Origin of the sequence: Kitasatospora sp. NPDC051853, from assembly GCF_044452665.1 — a bacterium.
Lineage (GTDB): Bacteria > Actinomycetota > Actinomycetes > Streptomycetales > Streptomycetaceae > Kitasatospora.
The window spans coordinates 300,215-317,993 of record NZ_JBITBY010000001.1 but is presented as its reverse complement, the minus strand read 5'-3'; the positions used below and the strand labels follow the sequence as shown (position 1 = coordinate 317,993).

General features: G+C 74.8%; 14 protein-coding genes and 1 riboswitch. Of the genes, 6 read left to right on the top strand and 8 right to left on the bottom strand.

The annotated features are described in order from the left end of the window. Positions 1 to 22: 22 nt before the first annotated feature. Positions 23 to 155, bottom strand: a riboswitch (cyclic di-AMP (ydaO/yuaA leader). A 200-nt stretch (positions 156 to 355) separates the two neighbouring features. From ACIA8O_RS01490 to ACIA8O_RS01455, 8 genes are all read right to left on the bottom strand, one after another. Continuing rightward, positions 356 to 790 (bottom strand): GNAT family N-acetyltransferase, encoded by a 435-nt coding sequence (locus ACIA8O_RS01490; protein ID WP_396291452.1) that lies wholly within the window; start codon positions 788 to 790, stop codon positions 356 to 358. A gap of 7 nt (positions 791 to 797) precedes the next feature. Further along, positions 798 to 1,436, bottom strand: coding sequence for an HAD family hydrolase (locus ACIA8O_RS01485; protein WP_396291451.1), 639 nt, complete (start codon positions 1,434 to 1,436; stop codon positions 798 to 800). Continuing rightward, positions 1,418 to 2,416 carry a dTDP-glucose 4,6-dehydratase gene (locus ACIA8O_RS01480; protein WP_396291450.1) on the bottom strand — a complete coding sequence of 333 codons (999 nt, stop codon included), beginning with the start codon at positions 2,414 to 2,416 and terminating at the stop codon, positions 1,418 to 1,420. Before ACIA8O_RS01480 ends, ACIA8O_RS01485 begins: the two co-directional genes overlap by 19 nt. 13 nt (positions 2,417 to 2,429) lie before the next feature. Continuing rightward, positions 2,430 to 3,722, bottom strand: a complete 1,293-nt coding sequence (locus ACIA8O_RS01475; protein ID WP_396291449.1) for an aspartate aminotransferase family protein — start codon at positions 3,720 to 3,722, stop codon at positions 2,430 to 2,432. Positions 3,723 to 3,881: 159 nt separating this feature from the next. Further along, entirely contained in the window at positions 3,882 to 5,018 is a 1,137-nt protein-coding gene (locus ACIA8O_RS01470; RefSeq protein ID WP_396291448.1) for a hypothetical protein, read from the bottom strand. 30 nt (positions 5,019 to 5,048) lie between these two features. Next, complete coding sequence (locus ACIA8O_RS01465; RefSeq protein WP_396291447.1) at positions 5,049 to 6,224, bottom strand: glycosyltransferase family 4 protein; 1,176 nt, start codon at positions 6,222 to 6,224, stop codon at positions 5,049 to 5,051. Beyond that, positions 6,221 to 7,432 carry a DegT/DnrJ/EryC1/StrS family aminotransferase gene (locus ACIA8O_RS01460; RefSeq protein ID WP_396291446.1) on the bottom strand — a complete coding sequence of 404 codons (1,212 nt, stop codon included), beginning with the start codon at positions 7,430 to 7,432 and terminating at the stop codon, positions 6,221 to 6,223. The genes ACIA8O_RS01465 and ACIA8O_RS01460 overlap by 4 nt, the downstream gene beginning before the upstream one ends. 94 nt (positions 7,433 to 7,526) lie before the next feature. Then, positions 7,527 to 9,845 (bottom strand): lantibiotic dehydratase, encoded by a 2,319-nt coding sequence (locus ACIA8O_RS01455; protein ID WP_396291445.1) that lies wholly within the window; start codon positions 9,843 to 9,845, stop codon positions 7,527 to 7,529. A 262-nt stretch (positions 9,846 to 10,107) separates the two neighbouring features. Between ACIA8O_RS01455 and ACIA8O_RS01450 the strand changes: the two genes are divergently transcribed. From ACIA8O_RS01450 to ACIA8O_RS01425, 6 genes are all read left to right on the top strand, one after another. After that, entirely contained in the window at positions 10,108 to 11,889 is a 1,782-nt protein-coding gene (locus tag ACIA8O_RS01450) for an AMP-binding protein (RefSeq protein ID WP_396291444.1), read from the top strand. A gap of 7 nt (positions 11,890 to 11,896) precedes the next feature. Then, positions 11,897 to 12,970 (top strand): GNAT family N-acetyltransferase, encoded by a 1,074-nt coding sequence (locus ACIA8O_RS01445; protein WP_396291443.1) that lies wholly within the window; start codon positions 11,897 to 11,899, stop codon positions 12,968 to 12,970. A gap of 69 nt (positions 12,971 to 13,039) precedes the next feature. Continuing rightward, positions 13,040 to 14,350: a condensation domain-containing protein gene (locus ACIA8O_RS01440; protein ID WP_396291442.1), complete on the top strand. Its 1,311-nt coding sequence runs from the start codon at positions 13,040 to 13,042 to the stop codon at positions 14,348 to 14,350. A 35-nt stretch (positions 14,351 to 14,385) separates the two neighbouring features. Then, positions 14,386 to 15,660 (top strand): ATP-grasp domain-containing protein, encoded by a 1,275-nt coding sequence (locus tag ACIA8O_RS01435; RefSeq protein WP_396291441.1) that lies wholly within the window; start codon positions 14,386 to 14,388, stop codon positions 15,658 to 15,660. A gap of 63 nt (positions 15,661 to 15,723) precedes the next feature. Continuing rightward, a complete protein-coding gene (wecB, locus tag ACIA8O_RS01430) occupies positions 15,724 to 16,848 on the top strand; it encodes a non-hydrolyzing UDP-N-acetylglucosamine 2-epimerase (RefSeq protein WP_396291440.1) in 1,125 nt (374 codons plus the stop codon). Beyond that, positions 16,845 to 17,753, top strand: a complete 909-nt coding sequence (locus ACIA8O_RS01425; RefSeq protein WP_396291439.1) for a TIGR03560 family F420-dependent LLM class oxidoreductase — start codon at positions 16,845 to 16,847, stop codon at positions 17,751 to 17,753. Before wecB ends, ACIA8O_RS01425 begins: the two co-directional genes overlap by 4 nt. The last annotated feature ends 26 nt before the right edge of the window (positions 17,754 to 17,779 follow it).

Below are 17,779 nucleotides of genomic sequence, written 5' to 3'. Positions count from 1 at the left end.
GGTGTGGCGGAAAAGCGCATGGACAGGTCCTCTGCGACGCCTGCGAGGTGAGCTGTCGGGTTCGGGCCGGAGGTACGGCCCGGCCGGCTGTGGGCGCGGCTTCACCCCGAGCCCGCGGCCACCGCGGAACGCACGTGCGCGGGCGGAGGCAGCAGGCGGCTGACCTGGTTCCCCCGCTCCCGTCCGTGTCCGTGCTCGAGTGACCGCCGGCGGGTGGACGGGATTCGGCGCCCCACCGGAGGGGCCCGCGCGGAGCGGGCGACTCGGAGCAGGCTAAGCAGCTGACCCGGTACCGACAAGTCAGCTCGGGGCGCTGTAGCGCAACTCACAGGGGCGGGTCCGGCGGGTCCGGGGTTCAGGCCGTCCAGTGCCGGGAGCGCAGGCCGGCCGGGGTGGCGCGGAAGCCGCAGGCGCCCTCGTAGAAGTCGACGTGTTCGGGGTCGTAGTCCACGTGCACCCAGTCGCAGCCGGCCCGGAAGGCCTCCTCGGTGACCTCGTCCACCAGGCGCTTGCCGATGCCCAGGCGTTGGTACGCGGGGTGGACGGCGGTGTCCAGCACGAAGGCGTGCTTGCCGCCGTCCCACACCGCGTGCACGAAGCCGACCAGCCGGTCGGAGTCGAAGGCGCCGATCCAGGTGAGGCTGTGCCGCTCCAGGCGGCTGGCCCACGGGGTGACGGTGGTCTCCCCGTCCGGGAGGTCCGTGGCGTCCGGGCTGAAAGCCCGTTCGTGCAGTGCGGACAGCTCCTTGTCGTCGACCCCGAACCGGACCTTCAACTCGACCTCGGTCACGCCGATTTCACCTTTTCTGCTCCGAACGTGCTTCCAGCAACCGGGCGATCCCCGCAGCGAGGGCCTCCGGTGTGTCCGCGAGCAGCGTACCGATTCCCAAGCGCCCGGCCGCGCCGGTGACTTCGGGGTTGTCGTCGATCAGGACGGCCCGCTCCAGTGTCCGGCCGCAGCGCTCGGCGACCGCGGCGAAGAACTCCGCCGTGGGCTTGACCCGCCCGACCCGCCAGGAGGAGGCGACCACGTCGAACCTGCCCAGGTGGCCGTGGGCGCGGTCCTTGACGGCGTCCCAGTGCTCGGCCTCGTTGTTGGCCAGTACCAGCAGCAGGTCGGGCCGGTGGCGGCGGAGTTCGGCGATGGCGGCGAAGGCACCCGGACGGGGGACCACGCAGTCCCGGTAGAGGGCGTCCAGCCACTGCGGGTCCACCCGCAGGCCGGTCGGCGCCCCGGCCGCGACCAGCGCCTCGGTCAACACGTCGTGGACGTGGGCCCGGCCGACCTCGTAGGCGGCGTCCCGGGCGTCCAGCTCGGCCAGGAGCCGTGCGGGGTCCGCGTGGTGACGCTCCGCCAGCCGCTCCAGGAAGTCGGTCTCCTCGGTGACGTTGTTGAAGATGACGCCCCCGGCGTCCATCAGGATCGTGTCGGCCACACCCGCTCCACGTTCTCGCGCATCCACTCCAGGTTGGCGGCCAGCCCGGCCGCGAGGTCGTACTTGGCGGCCCAGCCGGTGGTGCGGGTCAGCTTGGCCGGGTCGGCCTGGAGCTTCATCACCTCGCCGGGGCGGGGCGGACCGTACCGGACCTCGCTGCGGGAGCCCGTGAGTTCGACCACCAGGCGGGCGGTTTCGGTCACGCTGTGGTCCACCCCGGTGCCGATGTTGTAGGCCTCGCCGGTGCCGGGGAGCCGGCCGAGGGCGAGGAAGGCCTCGACGGTGTCGGCCACGTAGGTGAGGTCGCGGGTCTGCGCGCCGGTGCCGTTGATGGTGATCGGCTCGCCGCGCAGGGCCTTGGCGAGGAAGAGCGGGACCGCGTCGTAGACGTGCCGGGGGCCGTAGCAGTTGAACGGCCGGACGATGGTCAGCGGCGTGCCGTAGGTGTGGTGGTAGGACCAGGCGAGCCGGTCGCAGGCCACCTTGGAGGCGGCGTACGGGGTGGCCGGCATCAGCGGGTGCTGTTCGGTGATGGCGTCGGGCTGGGTGCCGTAGACCTCGCTGGAGCTGGTCACCAGCAGGTGCTCGGGGCCGCTCAGCCGGGCGGCCTCCAGCACGTTGAGGGTGGAGCCGAGGTTGGTCTGCACCACGCTGGCGGGCTGCTCCAGCGAGGCGGGGACGTAGGCGTCGGCGGCCAGGTGGAACCAGGTGGCGGCCTCCAGTCCGCTGAGCACCGTGACGGCCGAGGGGCCGGCCAGGTCCAGGTGGACCAGGCGGTGCAGGGCCGCGACGGCGGGGGCGGGGAGGTTGCGCAGGCGGTTGGTGACCTGGGTGCCGGAGACCCGGCGGACCACGGCGGTGACCTGGGCGCCGAGGCCGACCAGGGCCTCGGTGAGGTGCGAGCCGACGAAGCCGTCGGCCCCGGTGACCAGGACCGGGCGGTCGGCCCAGTACCGCTCGGGCGGTTCGGTGGACGACATCAGGTGGGGTGCCTCACTCGCTCGCAGGGATGCGGGACAGCGCCGTGCGGGCCGCCTCCGCCAGGAAGCCGATCTCCTCGGACGTACTGGTCAGCGGCGGGGCGATGATGACCCCTTCGCCGCTGCCGTCCGGGTTGAAGCCGTTGAACGGGTAGAGCAGCAGCCCGGCCTCACGGCCGTGGGCCAGTGCGGCCCGTTGGCCGCCGGGCACCAGCTCCACCGCGTGGAAGTACCCCACCCCCCGGGTCCGGACCACGGCCGGCAGGTCTGCCAACCTCCGGACGGCGGAGGTCAGTTCGCCGCCACGCAGCACCCCGGCCTCGAGTGCTCCGAGGTCCTGGAGCACATCGAGCACCGCGAGGCCGACGGCGGCCTGGAGCGGGCTGGCCGACATGGTGCCCATCAGCGGGAGCGGGCGCCCCGAGGAGCGCAGCGCCTCCGTCCCCGCCTCGTCGACCAGGACGGCCGAGAGCGGCAGGTACCCGGCGGACAGGCCCTTGGCCAGCACCACGAGGTCGGCGGCGCCGCCGGGGTCGTGGTCGGCGCCGAGCGGCAGGCCGGTCCGGCCGAGGCCGGTGAGCACCTCGTCGTGGATCACCAGCACGCCGTGCTCGTGGCAGAGCCGGCGCAGCGCGGAGAGGTAGCCCGGCGGGGGCGTGTAGGCGCCGCCGGTGGTGCCGTTGACCGGTTCGACCAGGACGGCCGCGACGGTCTCGGGGCCGCGCTCCAGGATGGCGTCGCGCACGGCCGACACGCACTCGGCGCGGCAGTGCCCGTACGGGCAGCCGCGGTGGTGGCCGGGGTAGGGCGGGTCGAAGGCGGGGCCGAGGCCCAGCGCGTCGACGGGCTCGGGGCGGCGGCGCCGGTGGCCGGAGAGGCCGAGGGCCAGCGCGCTGTTGCCGTGGTAGCCGAGGGTGGCGGTCAGGACGTGGTGGCGGCCGGTCTCGCCCCGGGCACGCTGGATCGACTTGGCGTAGCTGACGGCCAGTTCGACGGCGGCGGTGCCCGAGCAGGCCAGGCTGACGCCGTCCCCGGCCCGTCCCACGGCGGCGCCGAGCCGGACGGCCAGCTCCTCCTGCAGGGCCGGCCGCAGGGCGCCGGGCGAGGCGTAGGTGGCGACGGCGGCCTGACGGGTCATCGCCTCCAGCACGTGCGGGTGGGCGTGCCCGATGTTGACGCAGACCAGGCCGCTGGCCGCGTCGAGCAGCCGGCCGCCGTCGGCGGTGTGCACCCAGGCGCCCTCGGCGTGGGTGTAGTCGACCGGCGGGACGGGTTGGAAGGTGGACAGCAACACGGACTTGCTCACGGTGGGGGTCTCCTTCCGGCCGGCGCGGACCGGCGGCTGATCGGGGGCGGGGCCCGTACGACGGCGGGCGTCAGCGGCAACGGCAGCGGCAACGGCTGCGACTGCGGCTGCGGCAACGGCCGGGACGGAGCACCTCCCCGCCCCGGGCGCCGTTCGGTCTCAGACCAGCGCGTGCCAGGCCGGCGCGGGCCGGCCGCTGAGCAGGAGCAGCGCCTGGTGGGCGAACATGCTGCTCCAGCTGTTGCTGTGGGCCTCCTCCGCCCGGGGCCAGTAGAGGACGGCTGACCGCCCGTCAGGATGCGTGGTGGTGCTGGCGGCCAGTGCCTCCGCCGCGGCGCTCAGGCCCTTGGGCTCCAGCCCGAGCAGCAGGGCCAGCCGGATGGCCTGGGAGAGCACGTCGGACTGCCAGCGGTCGCCGACCGGGCCGCCGTCGCGGTGCGCGTAGGTGGGGAAGCCGCCGTCGGGGAGCTGCTGCTGCCAGACCCACTCGACGATCCGGGCCGCCTGCTCGCGCGCCCGCGGGTCACGCCGGGCCTCGGCCCAGACCCAGAGCCCCTCGGCCGCGTAGCAGGCGGCGTGCAGGCTGACCAGCTCGCTGCCGGGGCAGGTCTCGACCGGGGCGGTGCCGCTCGGTGGCCGGAGCTCCTCGGCGCCGGCGGCCAGCCGCTCGGCCGCCTCGGCGGCGCCGGGGACGCCGTGCAGGTCGGCGGCGACCAGGGCCTGGAGCAGCTTGAGCAGGTGGGCGCGGCCCTCGGTGGACCAGGTGGGCCCGGGGCCCCCGGGCCCGGCCCCGCCGACCATCGGGCCCTCGCCGAGGTGCTCCAGCAGGTAGGCCGCGACCGTCCGGGCGGCGGCCACCGTCCGGCGGTCGGCGGTCCGCCGCCCGTGGGCGAACAGGCCGTTGGTGATCATCGCGAGGTCGAACAGGTAGACCCCGTCGGGCCGGTCGAAGCGGCAGGTGTGGTCACCGCGTTCGATCCGCTCGACCAGCCAGCGGGCCGCCGCGTCGGCCCGGGCCCGCTCGGCCTCGTCCAGTTCCTCGTTGGCGAGGAAGGTGAGCACGTAGCCGGTGATCTCCGGGTACGGCGTGGAGAGCCGGCCGTCGGCGGTGTGCCAGCCGGCGTAGGCTCCGTCGGGGTGCTGGGCCTGGCCGCCGCGCAGCCAGCGGGACACGCCCTCGGCCAGCGCGGCGGAGCGGCCGGCCGGGTCGGTGGCGGCCCGGCGGTCCGGGGCCCCCGGGTCCGGGTGGCCCGGTGCGGGGCCGTCAGGGGTCAGGGTCTGGTCGGTCGTCGTCATCTCACGTCTCCTCGGCCGGCTGCGTCCGCGTCAGTTCTTCGCCAGCGCCGACAGGTAGGCGCGTTCGTGTCCGGCGGCGACCGCCGCGGAGGAGAACCGGGCGACGGCCTCCGCCTGGGCGTCGTCCAGCAGGGTCCCCAGGTCGGTGCCGATCACCCGGCCCATCTGCCGGGCGAGCGCCTGGACGTCGCGGGCCGGGTAGAGGAAACCGGTGCGCTCGTGCTCGATGACCTCGTCGTGGCCCTCCACGTCGGAGGTGATCACGGGCTTGCGGCTGGCCATGCCCTCGACCAGGGCGATCCCGAAGCCCTCGTGCGAGGAGGGCAGCACGACGGCGTCGGCGGCCGCGAAGATCTCCGGCATGCCGTGCCAGGAGACGCCCTCCTCCCACACCACCCGGTCCGCGACGCCGAGTTCGCCGGCCAGCGTGCGCAGCGACTCGACGTAGGCGTCCACGCTGCGGCCGGTCGGGGCGGTCAGCACCAGCCGGACCGACGGGTGCTCGGCCGCGACCACGGCCAAGGCCCGGACGGCGTCCTCGATGCACTTGCGCGGGACGGGACGGGCGGGCACCAGGAAGAGCGTCTCCTCCTCGCCGATCCCGCGGCGGTGGCGCCACTCGGCCCGGGCCGCCTTGTCCTCCCGGAAGCGGTCCAGGTCGGTGCCGAACTCGACCACGCTGATCGACTCGTCGGAGAAGCCCGCGTCCAGTGCCCAGCGCCGGTAGGCCTGCGAACCGCAGACCATGGCGTCGGCCCGCAGGTTGTCCACCAGGCCGCGCTGGAGGGCGCGCTCGATGCCGTACTCGCCCCAGAGGTCGAAGATCCGCTGTCCGGGCATGTGGGTCTCGAAGAGGGAGACGGCGAGCTTGGCGTCGATCACCGGACGCAGCCAGCTGACCAGCAGCGCGGGCACGTAGTTGAAGACGTGGACCACGTCGGCGTCGGTCGCGGTCAGCTCGCGGTGCAGGCTGGTGAGCGCCTCCTTGGCGTCCATCCGCTGGCAGGCGGCCACCAGTCCGGTCACCTCGCGGACCCGGACCGGGCCCTCGCGGTAGAGCGCGCGGTCCGGTCCGTCCTCCACGGCCTCGGTGCAGACGGTGACGGTGTGTCCGCGCGCGGCCAGGCCCTCGGCCAGCTGCTGGAGGTGGGTCTCCCCGCCGCCGACCACGGGCGGGTACTTCTCGGCCACCAGAAGGATCTTCATGCCAGCGCCTCCAGGGCTGCACGGAGCGCGGCGACGGCCGCCGCGCGGTCGATGCCGGGCGGGCAGCCCAGCAGGAGCCCGCGCTCGGCCACCTCGACGGCGTGCCGGTAGGGCTGGTGGACGACGGTCTCGTACCGGTCGAAGCAGGGCTGGTGCGCCTGCGAGGCGCCCAGGAAGCCGCGGAAGTCGATGCCGTGGCGCAGCAGGACCTCGGCCACGTCGGTGTTGCGGCGCCCCGGCGGGACCAGCACGGCGACGGCGAACGGCGAGGCGGTGGGCGCGCAGGGGTCGCCGAGCACCTGCCAGCCGTGGTCGGCCAGCACCTTGGTCAGCGCCCGGGCGGTCTCCCGGCGGGCCTCGGCCAGTTCGGCGTGGCGGGTGAGCTGCACCCGGCCGAAGGCGGCCTGGAGGTCGGTCAACTTGCCGTTGTAGCCGAGCCGGAGGTGGACGTAGCGCTCCTCGGGGGCCAGCGCGCGTCCGTCCACGGGGTAGGCGAATCGCCCGCCGGCGTAGTCGGGGCTGCGGCCGAAGGCGCGCAGGCTGCGCAGCATGGCGTCGGTCTCGGCGTCGTGGGTGGCCGCGACCCCGCCCTCACCCATCGTCAGGTGGTGGCCGGCGTAGAAGCTGAAGGTGGCCACGTCGGCGGCCGCGCCCACCGGGGTTGCCCCGTGGGCCGCGCCGAGGGACTCGCAGCAGTCCTCGATCAGGAAGACACCGTGCCGGCGCCTGATCTCGGCGAGGCGGTCGACCGGGAGGGCGACGCCGAGGGCGTGCGGGACCAGCAGGCCGCGGGCCCCGTGCTCGGTGACGGCCCGCTCGACCAGGTCGAGGTCCAGGTTGAGGTCGCCCTCCGCGAGGTCCACGAAGACCGGGACCAGGCCGAGTTGGACCACCGGGGAGACGGCGGCCACGAAGGTGGCGCCGGAGACCACCACGCGCTCGCCGGGGGCGATCCGGCCGAGCTCCAGCATGGCGGCGAGGGCCAGCAGGTTGGCGGTGCTGCCCGAGGTGACGGCGGCGGCATGGGCGAAGCCGAAGGTCTCGGCGAACTCGGCCTCGAAGGCCTTGGTGATCCGGCCGGTGGCGAGGTCCCCGGAGCGCAGCGCCCCGACCACGGCCTCGATCTCCCGGTCGTCGTAGACCGGGCCGCCGAACGGGAGGTGTACGTCGTCCGACGAGTTGTCGGAAACTTCCAGAGCACGGCTCACACAGGACCCCCAAATCTCCCGGCGCCACCGGTGGGCGCGCGGACACGACAACGGGACAACTGCTGCGGTGGCGCCAACTGCCTTGCTGCGGAGCTCAGTCCGTGAGGTCGACGCAGGGTCGCGGGTCGACCACGTGCATCCTGATCTCGCCGAAGTAGGACTCGCCGCCGGGGCCGGGCACCCAGGCCTGGTCCGGGTCGGGCAGCATCTCGGTCACGGTCACCGTGATGTCCTCCCTGGTGGACCTGCGGGCCGCCCGGAGCCCGGCGCAGAACGAGGAGACGAAGAGCGGGCTGGTCAGGTCGAGGTAGAACGGCTTGGTCTCGGTGGAGATCTTCACGAAACAGCGCTCGGGCAGCCCGTGCCGGTGCCGCCAGCGGCGGGCCGCCAGGAACTCCTCCTGCTCGCTGCGGACCGGCAGCAGGTCGGTCTCCTCGGCGGTGGTGCGCCAGGTCTCGCGGAACAGCACCAGCCGGTCCAGGGTGATCCGGGGCGTGTGCTCGCCGGCCGAGACCAGCTTGAAGGCATCCGCGGTCTTCATCGCCAGGAAGGCCGAGAGCACGTCCAGCAGCGGCAGTTCGCGCTCCCCCACGGTGGCCAGCACCCGGCCGTCCCGCTCCGACAGCCGCACCCCGGCGATCGAGCTGGTCCGGTCGAGCTCCGCGCCGGGCGCCGGGGAGAAGCCGAGCAGGTGGTCGTCGGCGGCGTACTCCACCGGCACCGTCCGCCCGGCGTTGCGGGGCCACATCACCGGGAACAGCGGCAGCACCCGGCCACCGCCCTGGTCCTGTGCCAGCCGCTCCACCACGCTCTGCGGATCGTCCAGCGACCAGCCGAACAGCCGGCCCTCCATGGTGCCCACCGAAGCGTGCAACTCCCCCAGCACCACCAGGAAGTCACCGTCGTTCAGGGCCCGCACCGAGGGGGCGCAGACGTGCAGGTCGGGGCTGTGCACCCGGCCGCCGGCCCATCCCGGCCCGGTGGCGGGGAACAACTCGCTTGCTCTTCCTGCCAGTTCGGCCGAGGAGAGCAGCAGATCGGGCTGCTCCGTCCCGGCCCCGTCCAGGCCGAGCAGCTCCGCCCAGCGGTCGACGAACTCCTTCATCACCACGTCCGCCGGCTTCTGGCCCGCGCCGAGGAAGAGCCGCAGCGTCGGCGTCCAGATGTCGGCCAGGGTGAGGCCGTCCGCCCCGTCCGGGTGCTCCCGGACCAGCCGGGTGAGCTCGCGGTCGTAGGCGGTGGCCATCGCCACCGAGAGCCAGCGGGCCGCCTGCAGCACCACGTCCAGCGGGGCCGCCACCTCGTCCAACAGGTCGGCGCCCAGGGTGAGTTCGAGGTCGCGGTTGGTGTCCTCGTAACAGAGGCCGCGCCCGGCGTAGGCCACGCCGCTGCGCCGCCGCGCCTCCCGGCCGGTGATGGCGGTGAACTCGCTGCCGAGCCGCTCCTGCGCGGCCGCCAGCGCCGCCGGGTCACCGGCGGCCGCGGCCACCGCGTCCCGGGCCGCGCGCAGCCGCGCCAGCCCGGCGCCGGCCCGCTCGCGCAGGGCGGGATCGCCGATGGCCGCGATGCGCGCGTCCAGCACGTCCTCACCGGCCGAGCCGACCGGTACGTTGGCGTCCCAGGTGAGCAGTCTGCGGCGGACCAGGCCGGCCAGCACCCGGTACACCTCGTCCTCCGTCAAACCGGTTGCCCCGTCGGCGAGTTCACGGGCGATCAGGACCGCCGGACGGGTGCCGTCACAGCTGTCCAGCACCGCTGCCTCGCGTTCGGTCACCGGCGCCGCGGACTGGCCCGGCCTGGTCACCCGGCCCCCCTCCAGCAGGTGGTGCGGGTGCCGGGCCGGCGGCAGCCAGCGGCGCAACTCGGGTTCGGTGGCCAGCCATTCGCCGTACGCGATGACCGCCCAGGGCTCCAGGAACACCACCCGGCGGTCCACCAGCCCCGGGCCGGGCACCGCGGTGGTCCGGGGCCGCTCCGGGGCGAGGGTGATCCACCGCGACGGCCCGAAGAAGCCGATGGTCTCGGCCTTGGCGCAGTAGCGCTGCCAGAACCTCGACAACTGCTCCTCGCGGTACCGCCGTTTGGCGTTGCGCCGGATCGGTTCGGGGTTGCGCAGCAACGAGTCCAGCAGCCCCGCCACGGCGGGGCTCTGCCAGGTGATGGCCTCGCGCAGCAACGGCTCGGCGGCCACCCGGTTGACCTCGGTGGAGAGTGCCGCCACGGTCGCGGAGAAGACCGCCTCGAAGGCCTCGCGGTCCGCCCTCCCGTCGAGGAACTCGTCCGCGCCGCGGGCGCACGCCGGGGAGGCGAACCGGACCAGGCCGGAGGAGGGGAAGCCGGTGCTGCGCAACAGTGCCTCGCGCCAGGCCGACCACTCAGTGTTGCCGAGCCTGACGTGGAACGTCGGTGTCATGCGTGACTGCCCATCCTCGGCGGGTTCGATTCGAGCTGATGCCAAGGGAGTTGGACCATCAGATCGTCGGTGACAGACGCTCGCTACAGACTAACCTTTGATCACCGAGTGTCAATCCCCTTCCGAGAGAAGGCCCATGGGACCCTCGACGGCCACCCGACCTCGTGTTTTCGCCATGTTCGGACCAATCGCGCTCCGCTGTCGTACACTGGCCGCTCGTGATCATGTCCGGCAGCACCGCTCCTCGTTAGGAGAGATCTGCGTGGCACACGCCGAGCCTTCCGGCCCCGGCCGCATCATCGACGAATTCCTCCTCGCCGCCGAGCGGCACCCCGACCACCCCGCCCTCATCGGCCACCCGGGCCCCACCGGCACCCTGACGTACGGTCAGCTCGCCGTGGCGGCCGGGGCCGCCGCCGCGGTGCTGCGCGCACACGGCGTCGGCCCCGGCGTCCCGGTGCGCCTGCGGGGCCCGGTCGGCGGGCCGCTGGCCGCCCACCTGCTCGGCGCCTGGCGTCTCGGCGCGGTGGTCTGGCTGGACGGCGACGGCCCGGCGGCCGCGGCCGGCCCGACCGAGGAAGTCCCGCTGCTGACCGTGTCGTCGGGCCGCACCGAGGAGACCGGGTACAGCACCGACCGGCCCCTGCCGGCCGACCTGGCCGCCGCACTGCGCCAACTCCCCGCCCACCGCGCCGAGATCGCCGCGGCGGGCGGCGGCTACCTGGTCCGCACCTCCGGCAGCACCGGCCACCGCAAGGTGATCCTGGGCAGCCAGTCCGCGCTGGCCGCCTTCGCGGCCTGGCAGCGCACCGCGTACGACTGGTCGCCCGAGGACCGGGTGCCGGCCCTGACCGGCCTCGACTTCGACGTGGTCTACCGGGAGTTGGTCACCACCCTCACCAGCGGTGCCACCCTGCTCTGCCCACCGCCCGAGGTGGCCCCGAGCCGGGTGCTCGGCTGGCTGGCCGAGCAGGGCGCCACCGTGCTGCACGTGGTGCCCTCGCTGGCCCGCTACTGGCTGACCGCCGCCCGGGCCGCCAAGGCCGCCGGCACCCCCGCCCTGCGCGCCACCTTCTTCGCCGGCGAGCCGCTGGACGCCCAACTGGCCCGGCGCTGGCGGGCGGAGACCGGCCCGGCCCAGCAGGTGGTCAACCTCTACGGCCCCTCGGAGACCACCCTCGCCAAGTTCCACCACCGCGTCCCGGCCGACCAGGCCGACGGCGCCGTCCCGGTGGGCCGTCCACTGCCCGGCACCCTCGTGACCGTCGTCGACCCCGAGACCGGTGCCGGGCAGCCGGAGGGCGCGCCGGGCGAGGTGGTCATCACCACCCCCCAGGGCTCCTTCGGCTACCTCGGCGACCCCGGTCCCGAGGTGGCGGCGCGGTTCCGCCGCGACGCCGGCCTGGTCACCTTCCGCACCGGCGACCTCGGCGTCCTGCGCCCCGAGGGCCTGGTGCTGCTCGGCCGGCTGGACAGCCGGGTCAAGCTCAACGGGGTCTGGGTCAACCTCCACGAGGTGGAGGGCGTGCTGCGCACCCACCTCGCCGTGGCGGAGGCGGTGGTGGTCGGCGAGCGCACCGGCCCGGCCCTGCGCCTCGGGGCGCTGGTCGTGCTGCGCGAGCCGGTCGATCCCCAGGCCCTGCGCACCCACGTGCTCCACCGGCTCGGCAGCCCCGCCGTCCCCGCCCGCGTGGTGCCGGTGGACCGGCTGCCCCGGCTCGCCACCGGGAAGACCGACCGCACCGCCCTGCGCCGCCTGCTGGCCCGCACCCCGTCGGGCCCAGCCGAGCCCGCCGCCGCCACCCTGGAGGCACTGGTGCGGCGGATCGGCCTCACCGCCGCGCAGCTCTCCGGGACCACCGCCGACCCCGGCCGCGACCTGATCGACGGGGGCCTCGACCTCACCGGCGCCGCCGAGCTCTGCGCGGTGCTGGCGGAGGAGTTCGGCGTGGACTGCTCCCCCGGCGACGTCTTCGCCCACCCCGATCCGCAGGAGCTCGGGCGGCTGCTGCTGACCCGGGCCCGGCCCGGCCGGGAGGGGTGAACGGCCCGTGACGCACACCGGTCCCCGGTCCCGCACCGGCCCCGCGACGCACGGCGAGACGGTCGACGGCCTGCGCCGGGTCGACCCCCGGGAGTGGGACGCGCTGGCCGGCGAGGGGGCCTTCCACTCCTCCCACCACTGGCTGCTGGCCCACGAGTCGATGCCCGGCCTCGCCACCCGCTACGTCCTGCTCCGCTCCGGTCCCGACGAGGGCTCCGAGCTGCTCGCCGCCGCGCCGGTCAGCTTCACCAAGTACGAACTCACCGAGTCCTACGGCCAGCAGCGCTTCGCCGAGGCCTTCGGCCCCGGGGTCCGGTACGCCCTGTTCGGCGCCCGCCGGGGCTACCGCAACCCCCTGCTGGTCTCCGGCGCCGTCCCCGCCGAGCGGCGCCCGGCCGTGGTCGCCGAGCTGGTCCGCGCCGCCCTGCGGGCCTGCGAGGAGCTGGGGGCGCAGGCCCTGGTCGCGCCGTACCTGCCCGAGGAGGCGCTCGGGGCGCTGACCGCCGCGGGCACGGTGCGGTGCTCGGCCCCGGCGCCCTCCGAGGCGGTGCTCGCACTGGCGGGCGGCGGCTTCGAGGACTACCTGTCCACGCTGCCCAGCCACCGGCGGGTGAGCATCCGTCACGAACGCGCCGCGCTACGGGAGTTGGGCCTGACCCTGGCCGTCGAGGAGGTCCGCCCCGGCTGCGCCGGGCAGCTGGCCGGCCCGCTCGCCCAGGTGGAGCGCAAGTACGGCAGCCGGGCCACCGTCCCGGGCCTGCGCCGCTACCTGACCGACACCTTCGAGGACGACCCCGGGCACGCGCGGCTGTTCACCTGCCGCGACGCCGAGGGCGCCCTGGTCTCGGCGATGCTCGGCTACGAGTGGGAGCGGGGCCTGTACGCCCGGGCCACCGCGACCGACTACGAGCGCCTCCCGCCGGGGGCCTTCGCCTACTTCAACGTGGTCTACTACGAGCCGGTGGAGTACTGCCTCTCCCGCGGCCTGTCCACCGTCTACTTCGGCCTGGGCGCCCTCGGCACCAAGCGGGCCCGGGGCTGTCGGGAGCTCCCGCTCCGGCACGCCCTGCTGCACGCCTGACCGGGCGGTCCCTCCCGCCCGGCCGGACACCTGACCCCGCGTCAACCCACCACCTGGGAGTCTGCCACCGTGAACAGCTCAGCCAGCCGTGTCGTCCCGCTCCTGCCCGAGCAGTCCCGGTTCCTCACCCGGGGCCTGCCCGGCGCCCACCACTGGAACCAGGTCGCGCTCTACTCGGTCCCCGCCGAGCTGACCGCCGGCATCGCGGCCACCGCCATCCGCTGGGTGGTCAACCGGCACGAGGGCCTGCGGCTCCACCTCGGCCCCACCGGCGGCGCCGACGGGACGGGCCTGGTGGTGCCGGAGTACGAGGAGTTCCCGGTCGAGGACGTCGACCTCTCCGGGGCCACCGACCCGGAGGCGCTCACCGCCTACTGCACCCGGGTCCAGGAGAGCCTGCGCCTGGAGCGGGCCCCGCTGGTCCGGCTCGCCCGGATCGCCTGGCGGGACGGCACCTTCCGGTTGCTGGTCGTGGTGCACCACTTCGTCGCGGACGGCGTCGGCTACGGCGTGCTGGCGAGCGAGTTCGAGACGGCCTGCCGCGAGTTGATCGCGGGCCGCCCGCTCCCCGGGCTCGCCCCCGCGGTCGGCGCGCACGAGTACGCCGCCTGGCTGTACGAGTACGCCCACTCCCCGGAGATCGTGGAGCAGCACGGCAGTTGGCTGAAGATCGGCCGCCCCTGCCCGCCGGTCGTCCGGGAGAAGCCGGGCGAGAACACCATGGCCACCACCGGGATCGCCACCGTCTCGATGACTCCGGAGGAGACCGCCGCGCTGATCCGCGGCGCCAGCGTGGCCGGGCGCTCCTCCGGCCTGCTGGAGACGGTGATCGCGGCGCTGGTGCCGGTGCTGGACGACGGCTCCGGCCGGCTGCGGACCAACATGATCGGCCACGGCCGGCACGGCCTGCCCGGCCAGCCGCAGGTGCGGCGGACGGCCGGCTGGCTCTCCACCCGCTATCCCGTCACCCTGGAACTCCCTCGGGGAGCTGGGCTGTTGGCCCAGCGCGACAGCATCGGCGAGCAGCTGGCCGCGGTGCCGCTGGCGGGCAGCGGCTTCGGGCTGCTGCGCTACGTCAACGAGGACCGGGAGCAGCGGGCCGACCTGGCGGGCCTGGGCGAGCCGGACGTCACCGTCAACTACCAGGGCCGCACCAAACCGACCGATCCGGCCGCGCTGCTCCAGCCGGCCCCGGAGTCGCCCGGCCCGGACGAGACCAGCACCGGCCTGCGCGAGCACGTGCACGGCGTCGACCTGCTGGTGGACGAGGGCAGGTTCACCGTGGTCTGGTTCTACAGCACCAACCAGTTCGAGCCGGACACCGTCACCGGCTACGCCACCGAGCTCTGCGACCGTCTCCGGTCGGGCCTGGGCCTGTGAGCGGGCCCGGTGCCGGCCCGGCACCCGGCGGACCGGTGCTCCTGCTGGTCGGGACCGGGCCCCGGGAGTACCGGGAGGCGTTGCTGCGCTCGCTCGCCGGGCAGCGCCTGTGGCTGCTCACCGACCGGGCGCCGAGCTGGCAACTCCCGTACCTGGCCGGGCACACGGTGGTCCCCGCGCTCAACGCGGCCCGGGTGAGCACCAAGCTGGACTTCCTCACCTCCGTGGTCGACGGGCTGGCGGAGGAGCACGGCGTGCGGGGCGTGCTGACCTTCGAGGAGATGTTCCTCTCCGCCGCCTCCCGGCTGGCCGACCGGCTCGGTTTGCCCTCGCTCGGCGAGGGCGTCGCGGAGAACTGCCGGGACAAGCGCCGCACCCGGCAGCTGCTCACCGCGGCGGGCGTGCGCCAGCCCGGCTACGGCTCCGCCGCCACGCCGGAGGAGGCCGCCGGGCTGGCCGAGCGGTTCGGCTACCCGGTGGTGGTCAAACCGCGCGGCCTGGCGGGCAGCATCGGCGTCGTCCTGGTGCGCTCCGCCGAGGAGTTGACGCAGGCCTTCCGGACCGCCGCCTCGGCGTCCCGGACCGGGGCGCGGCACCACGGCGACGTGGTCCTGGTCGAGGAGTTCCTGGACGGGCCCGAGGTCTCGGTGGACTCGGCGGTGGTGGACGGGCGCCTCGAGCCGCTCTACGTCGTGCTCAAGCGCTTCGGCCCCGCCCCGTACTTCGAGGAGACCGGGCAGACCGTGCACGCCGACGATCCGCTGCTCGACGACGAGGAACTGATCGGGACGGTCCGCGAGGCGGTGGCCGCGCTCGGCCTGCGCAACGCGATGACCCACACCGAGATCAAGCTGACCTCCCGGGGGCCGGTCATCGTCGAGGTGAACGGGCGGCTGGCCGGCGACTTCATCCCGCACATCGCCAAGCTCGCCACCGGCCTGGACGGCGCGGCCATCGCGGCCGCGCTGGCCTGCGGCGAGCCGCCCGACCTGCGCCGCACCGAGCACCGCAGCGCGGCGCACCAACTCCTGTACGCGGACCGGGACGGCACCGTCGACTCGGTCACCCTGCCCGCCCCCGGGTCGCTGCCCCGGCTGGTGGACAGCGGCCCGCTGCTCGCCCCCGGCACCAGGGTGGCCGTGCCGCCCCGCGGCTACATGGCGCGCTGCGGCTACGTGATCGTGGCCGCGCCGGACCGGGGGTCCTGCGACGCGGCCCTGGCCGAGGCCGTCGGCGCCATGTCGGCGCGGATCACCCCGGCCGGGGCCGGTGCGGCCGGGATCACCGCGGCCGCGCGCGGCGGCGCCTGACAGACCGTCGCACCGCGTCCGGCGGTGCGGCCCGCAACGGTGTGACGCTCGGGGAGGAAGCGGATGCCACTGCGCGTTGGTGTGGTCTACGGCACGCGGCCGGAGGCCATCAAACTGGCCCCACTGGCCCTGGCCCTGGAGGCCGACGAGGGCTTCGACCCGGTGCTGGTCTCCACCGGCCAGCACCGCGAGGTGTTGCAGGAGATCGGGGAGCTGTTCGGCCTGAAACCCCGTCACGACCTGGCGGTGATGCAACCCGGCCAGAGTCTGAGCGCGATGGCGGGCCGGGTGATCCGGGAGATCGCCGAGGTCTTCCGGCAGGAGCGGCTGGACGTGGTGGTCGTCCAGGGGGACACCAGCAGCGCGTTCGCCGCCGCCTACGCCGCCGTCTGCGAGCGCATCCCGGTCGCCCACCTGGAGGCCGGGTTGCGGACCGGGAACCGGCAGGAGCCGTTCCCCGAGGAGATCAACCGGCGGCTGATCTCCCAGGTCTCCGACCTGCACTTCGCCCCCACCGAACAGGCCGCCCGGCACCTGCTCGCCGAGGGCTTCGACCCGGCCGGCGTCCACGTCACCGGGAACACCGTGATCGACGCCCTGCGCCTCACCCTGGACCGGCCGGTGCGGTTCCGCGACCGGGCGCTGGCGCGGATGGCCACCGAGCCCCGGCTGCTGCTGCTCACCATGCACCGGCGCGAGTCCTGGGGCGCCCCGATGCGCCGGGTGGCCGGGGCGGTGGCCCGGCTCTGCGAGGCCGACCCGGACCTACGGGTGGTCGTGCCGCTGCACCCCAACCCGGCGGTGGCGGAGGTGTTCCACGAGGAGCTCGGCCACCACGAGCAGGTGCTGCTCTGCGAGCCGCTCGGCTACTCCGAGTTCGTCGCCGTGATGGAGCGGGCCGCCCTGGTGCTCACCGACAGCGGCGGCGTCCAGGAGGAGGCCCCCTCGCTCGGCACCCCGGTGCTGGTGCTGCGCTCCACCACCGAGCGGCCCGAGGGCGTCGCGGCGGGCTGTGCCCTGCTGGTCGGCACCGATCCCGGGGCGATCGTCCGCGAGGTCACCCGGCTGCTCGGCGACCCGGTCGCGTACGAGGCCATGCGCCGGCCCGGCATCACCCTGTACGGGGACGGGAAGGCGGCCCAGCGCTGCCTCGACGTCCTGCGAGAGCTACCGAGAGGAACGGCATGACGCTCCGTCTGCTGCTGGAACCACAGCAGGGCACCACCTACGCCGAGGTGCTCGCCTTCGCCCGCCGGGCCGAACTGCTCGGCTTCGAGGCCTTGATGACGGCCGACCACCTGGTGCGGATCGGGGACCGCGCCCCCGGTCCGGGGCCGCTGCACGCCTGGACCACACTGGCCGGGCTGGCCCGGGAGACCGAACGGATCCGGTTGGGCACCATGATGTCGGCGGTCACCTTCCACCAGCCCGCCGTGCTGGCGCTGGTCGCCGCGCAGGTGGACGAAATGAGCGGCGGCCGGCTGGAGTTCGGCCTCGGGGCGGGCTGGTACGAGCGCGAGCACCGGGCCTTCGGCCTGCCCTTCCCGCCGGTCAAGGAGCGCTTCGAGCTCCTGGAGGAGGCGCTGGAGGCGATCACCCGGCTCTGGGACGCGCCGGGCGAGCTCGACTACCACGGGCGGCACGTGCGGCTGGAGGCCAACCCGGCACTGCCGAAGCCCCGTCAGGGCCCGCGTCCGCCGCTGCTGGTGGGCGGCACCGGCAAGCGGGTCACCCCGTGGCTGGCCGCGCGCTTCGCGGACGAGTACAACGTGCCGTTCACCGACCCGGACGGGGTGCGCGCCGCGCGCGGCCGGCTGCTCGACGCCTGCGCGGGGACCGGCCGCGACCCCGGGGCGGTGGTGCTCTCGGCCTCCCTGGTGCTCTGCCCCGCGCGGGATCCGCGGGCGCTGGCCCGCCGGGTCTCGGACACCGGCGAACCGGTGTCCGAGATCGAGGGCTACGGGGCGGTCGGCACTCCGGAGGAGATCGCCGAGGTGCTCGCGGAGTACCGGGCGGCCGGGGCCACCCGGTTCTACGCCCAGATCAACAACCCGCGCGACCTGGAGATCCTGGACCTGCTGGCCGAACTCTGAGGCTCCGGGCGGAGTCCGGGGCCCGG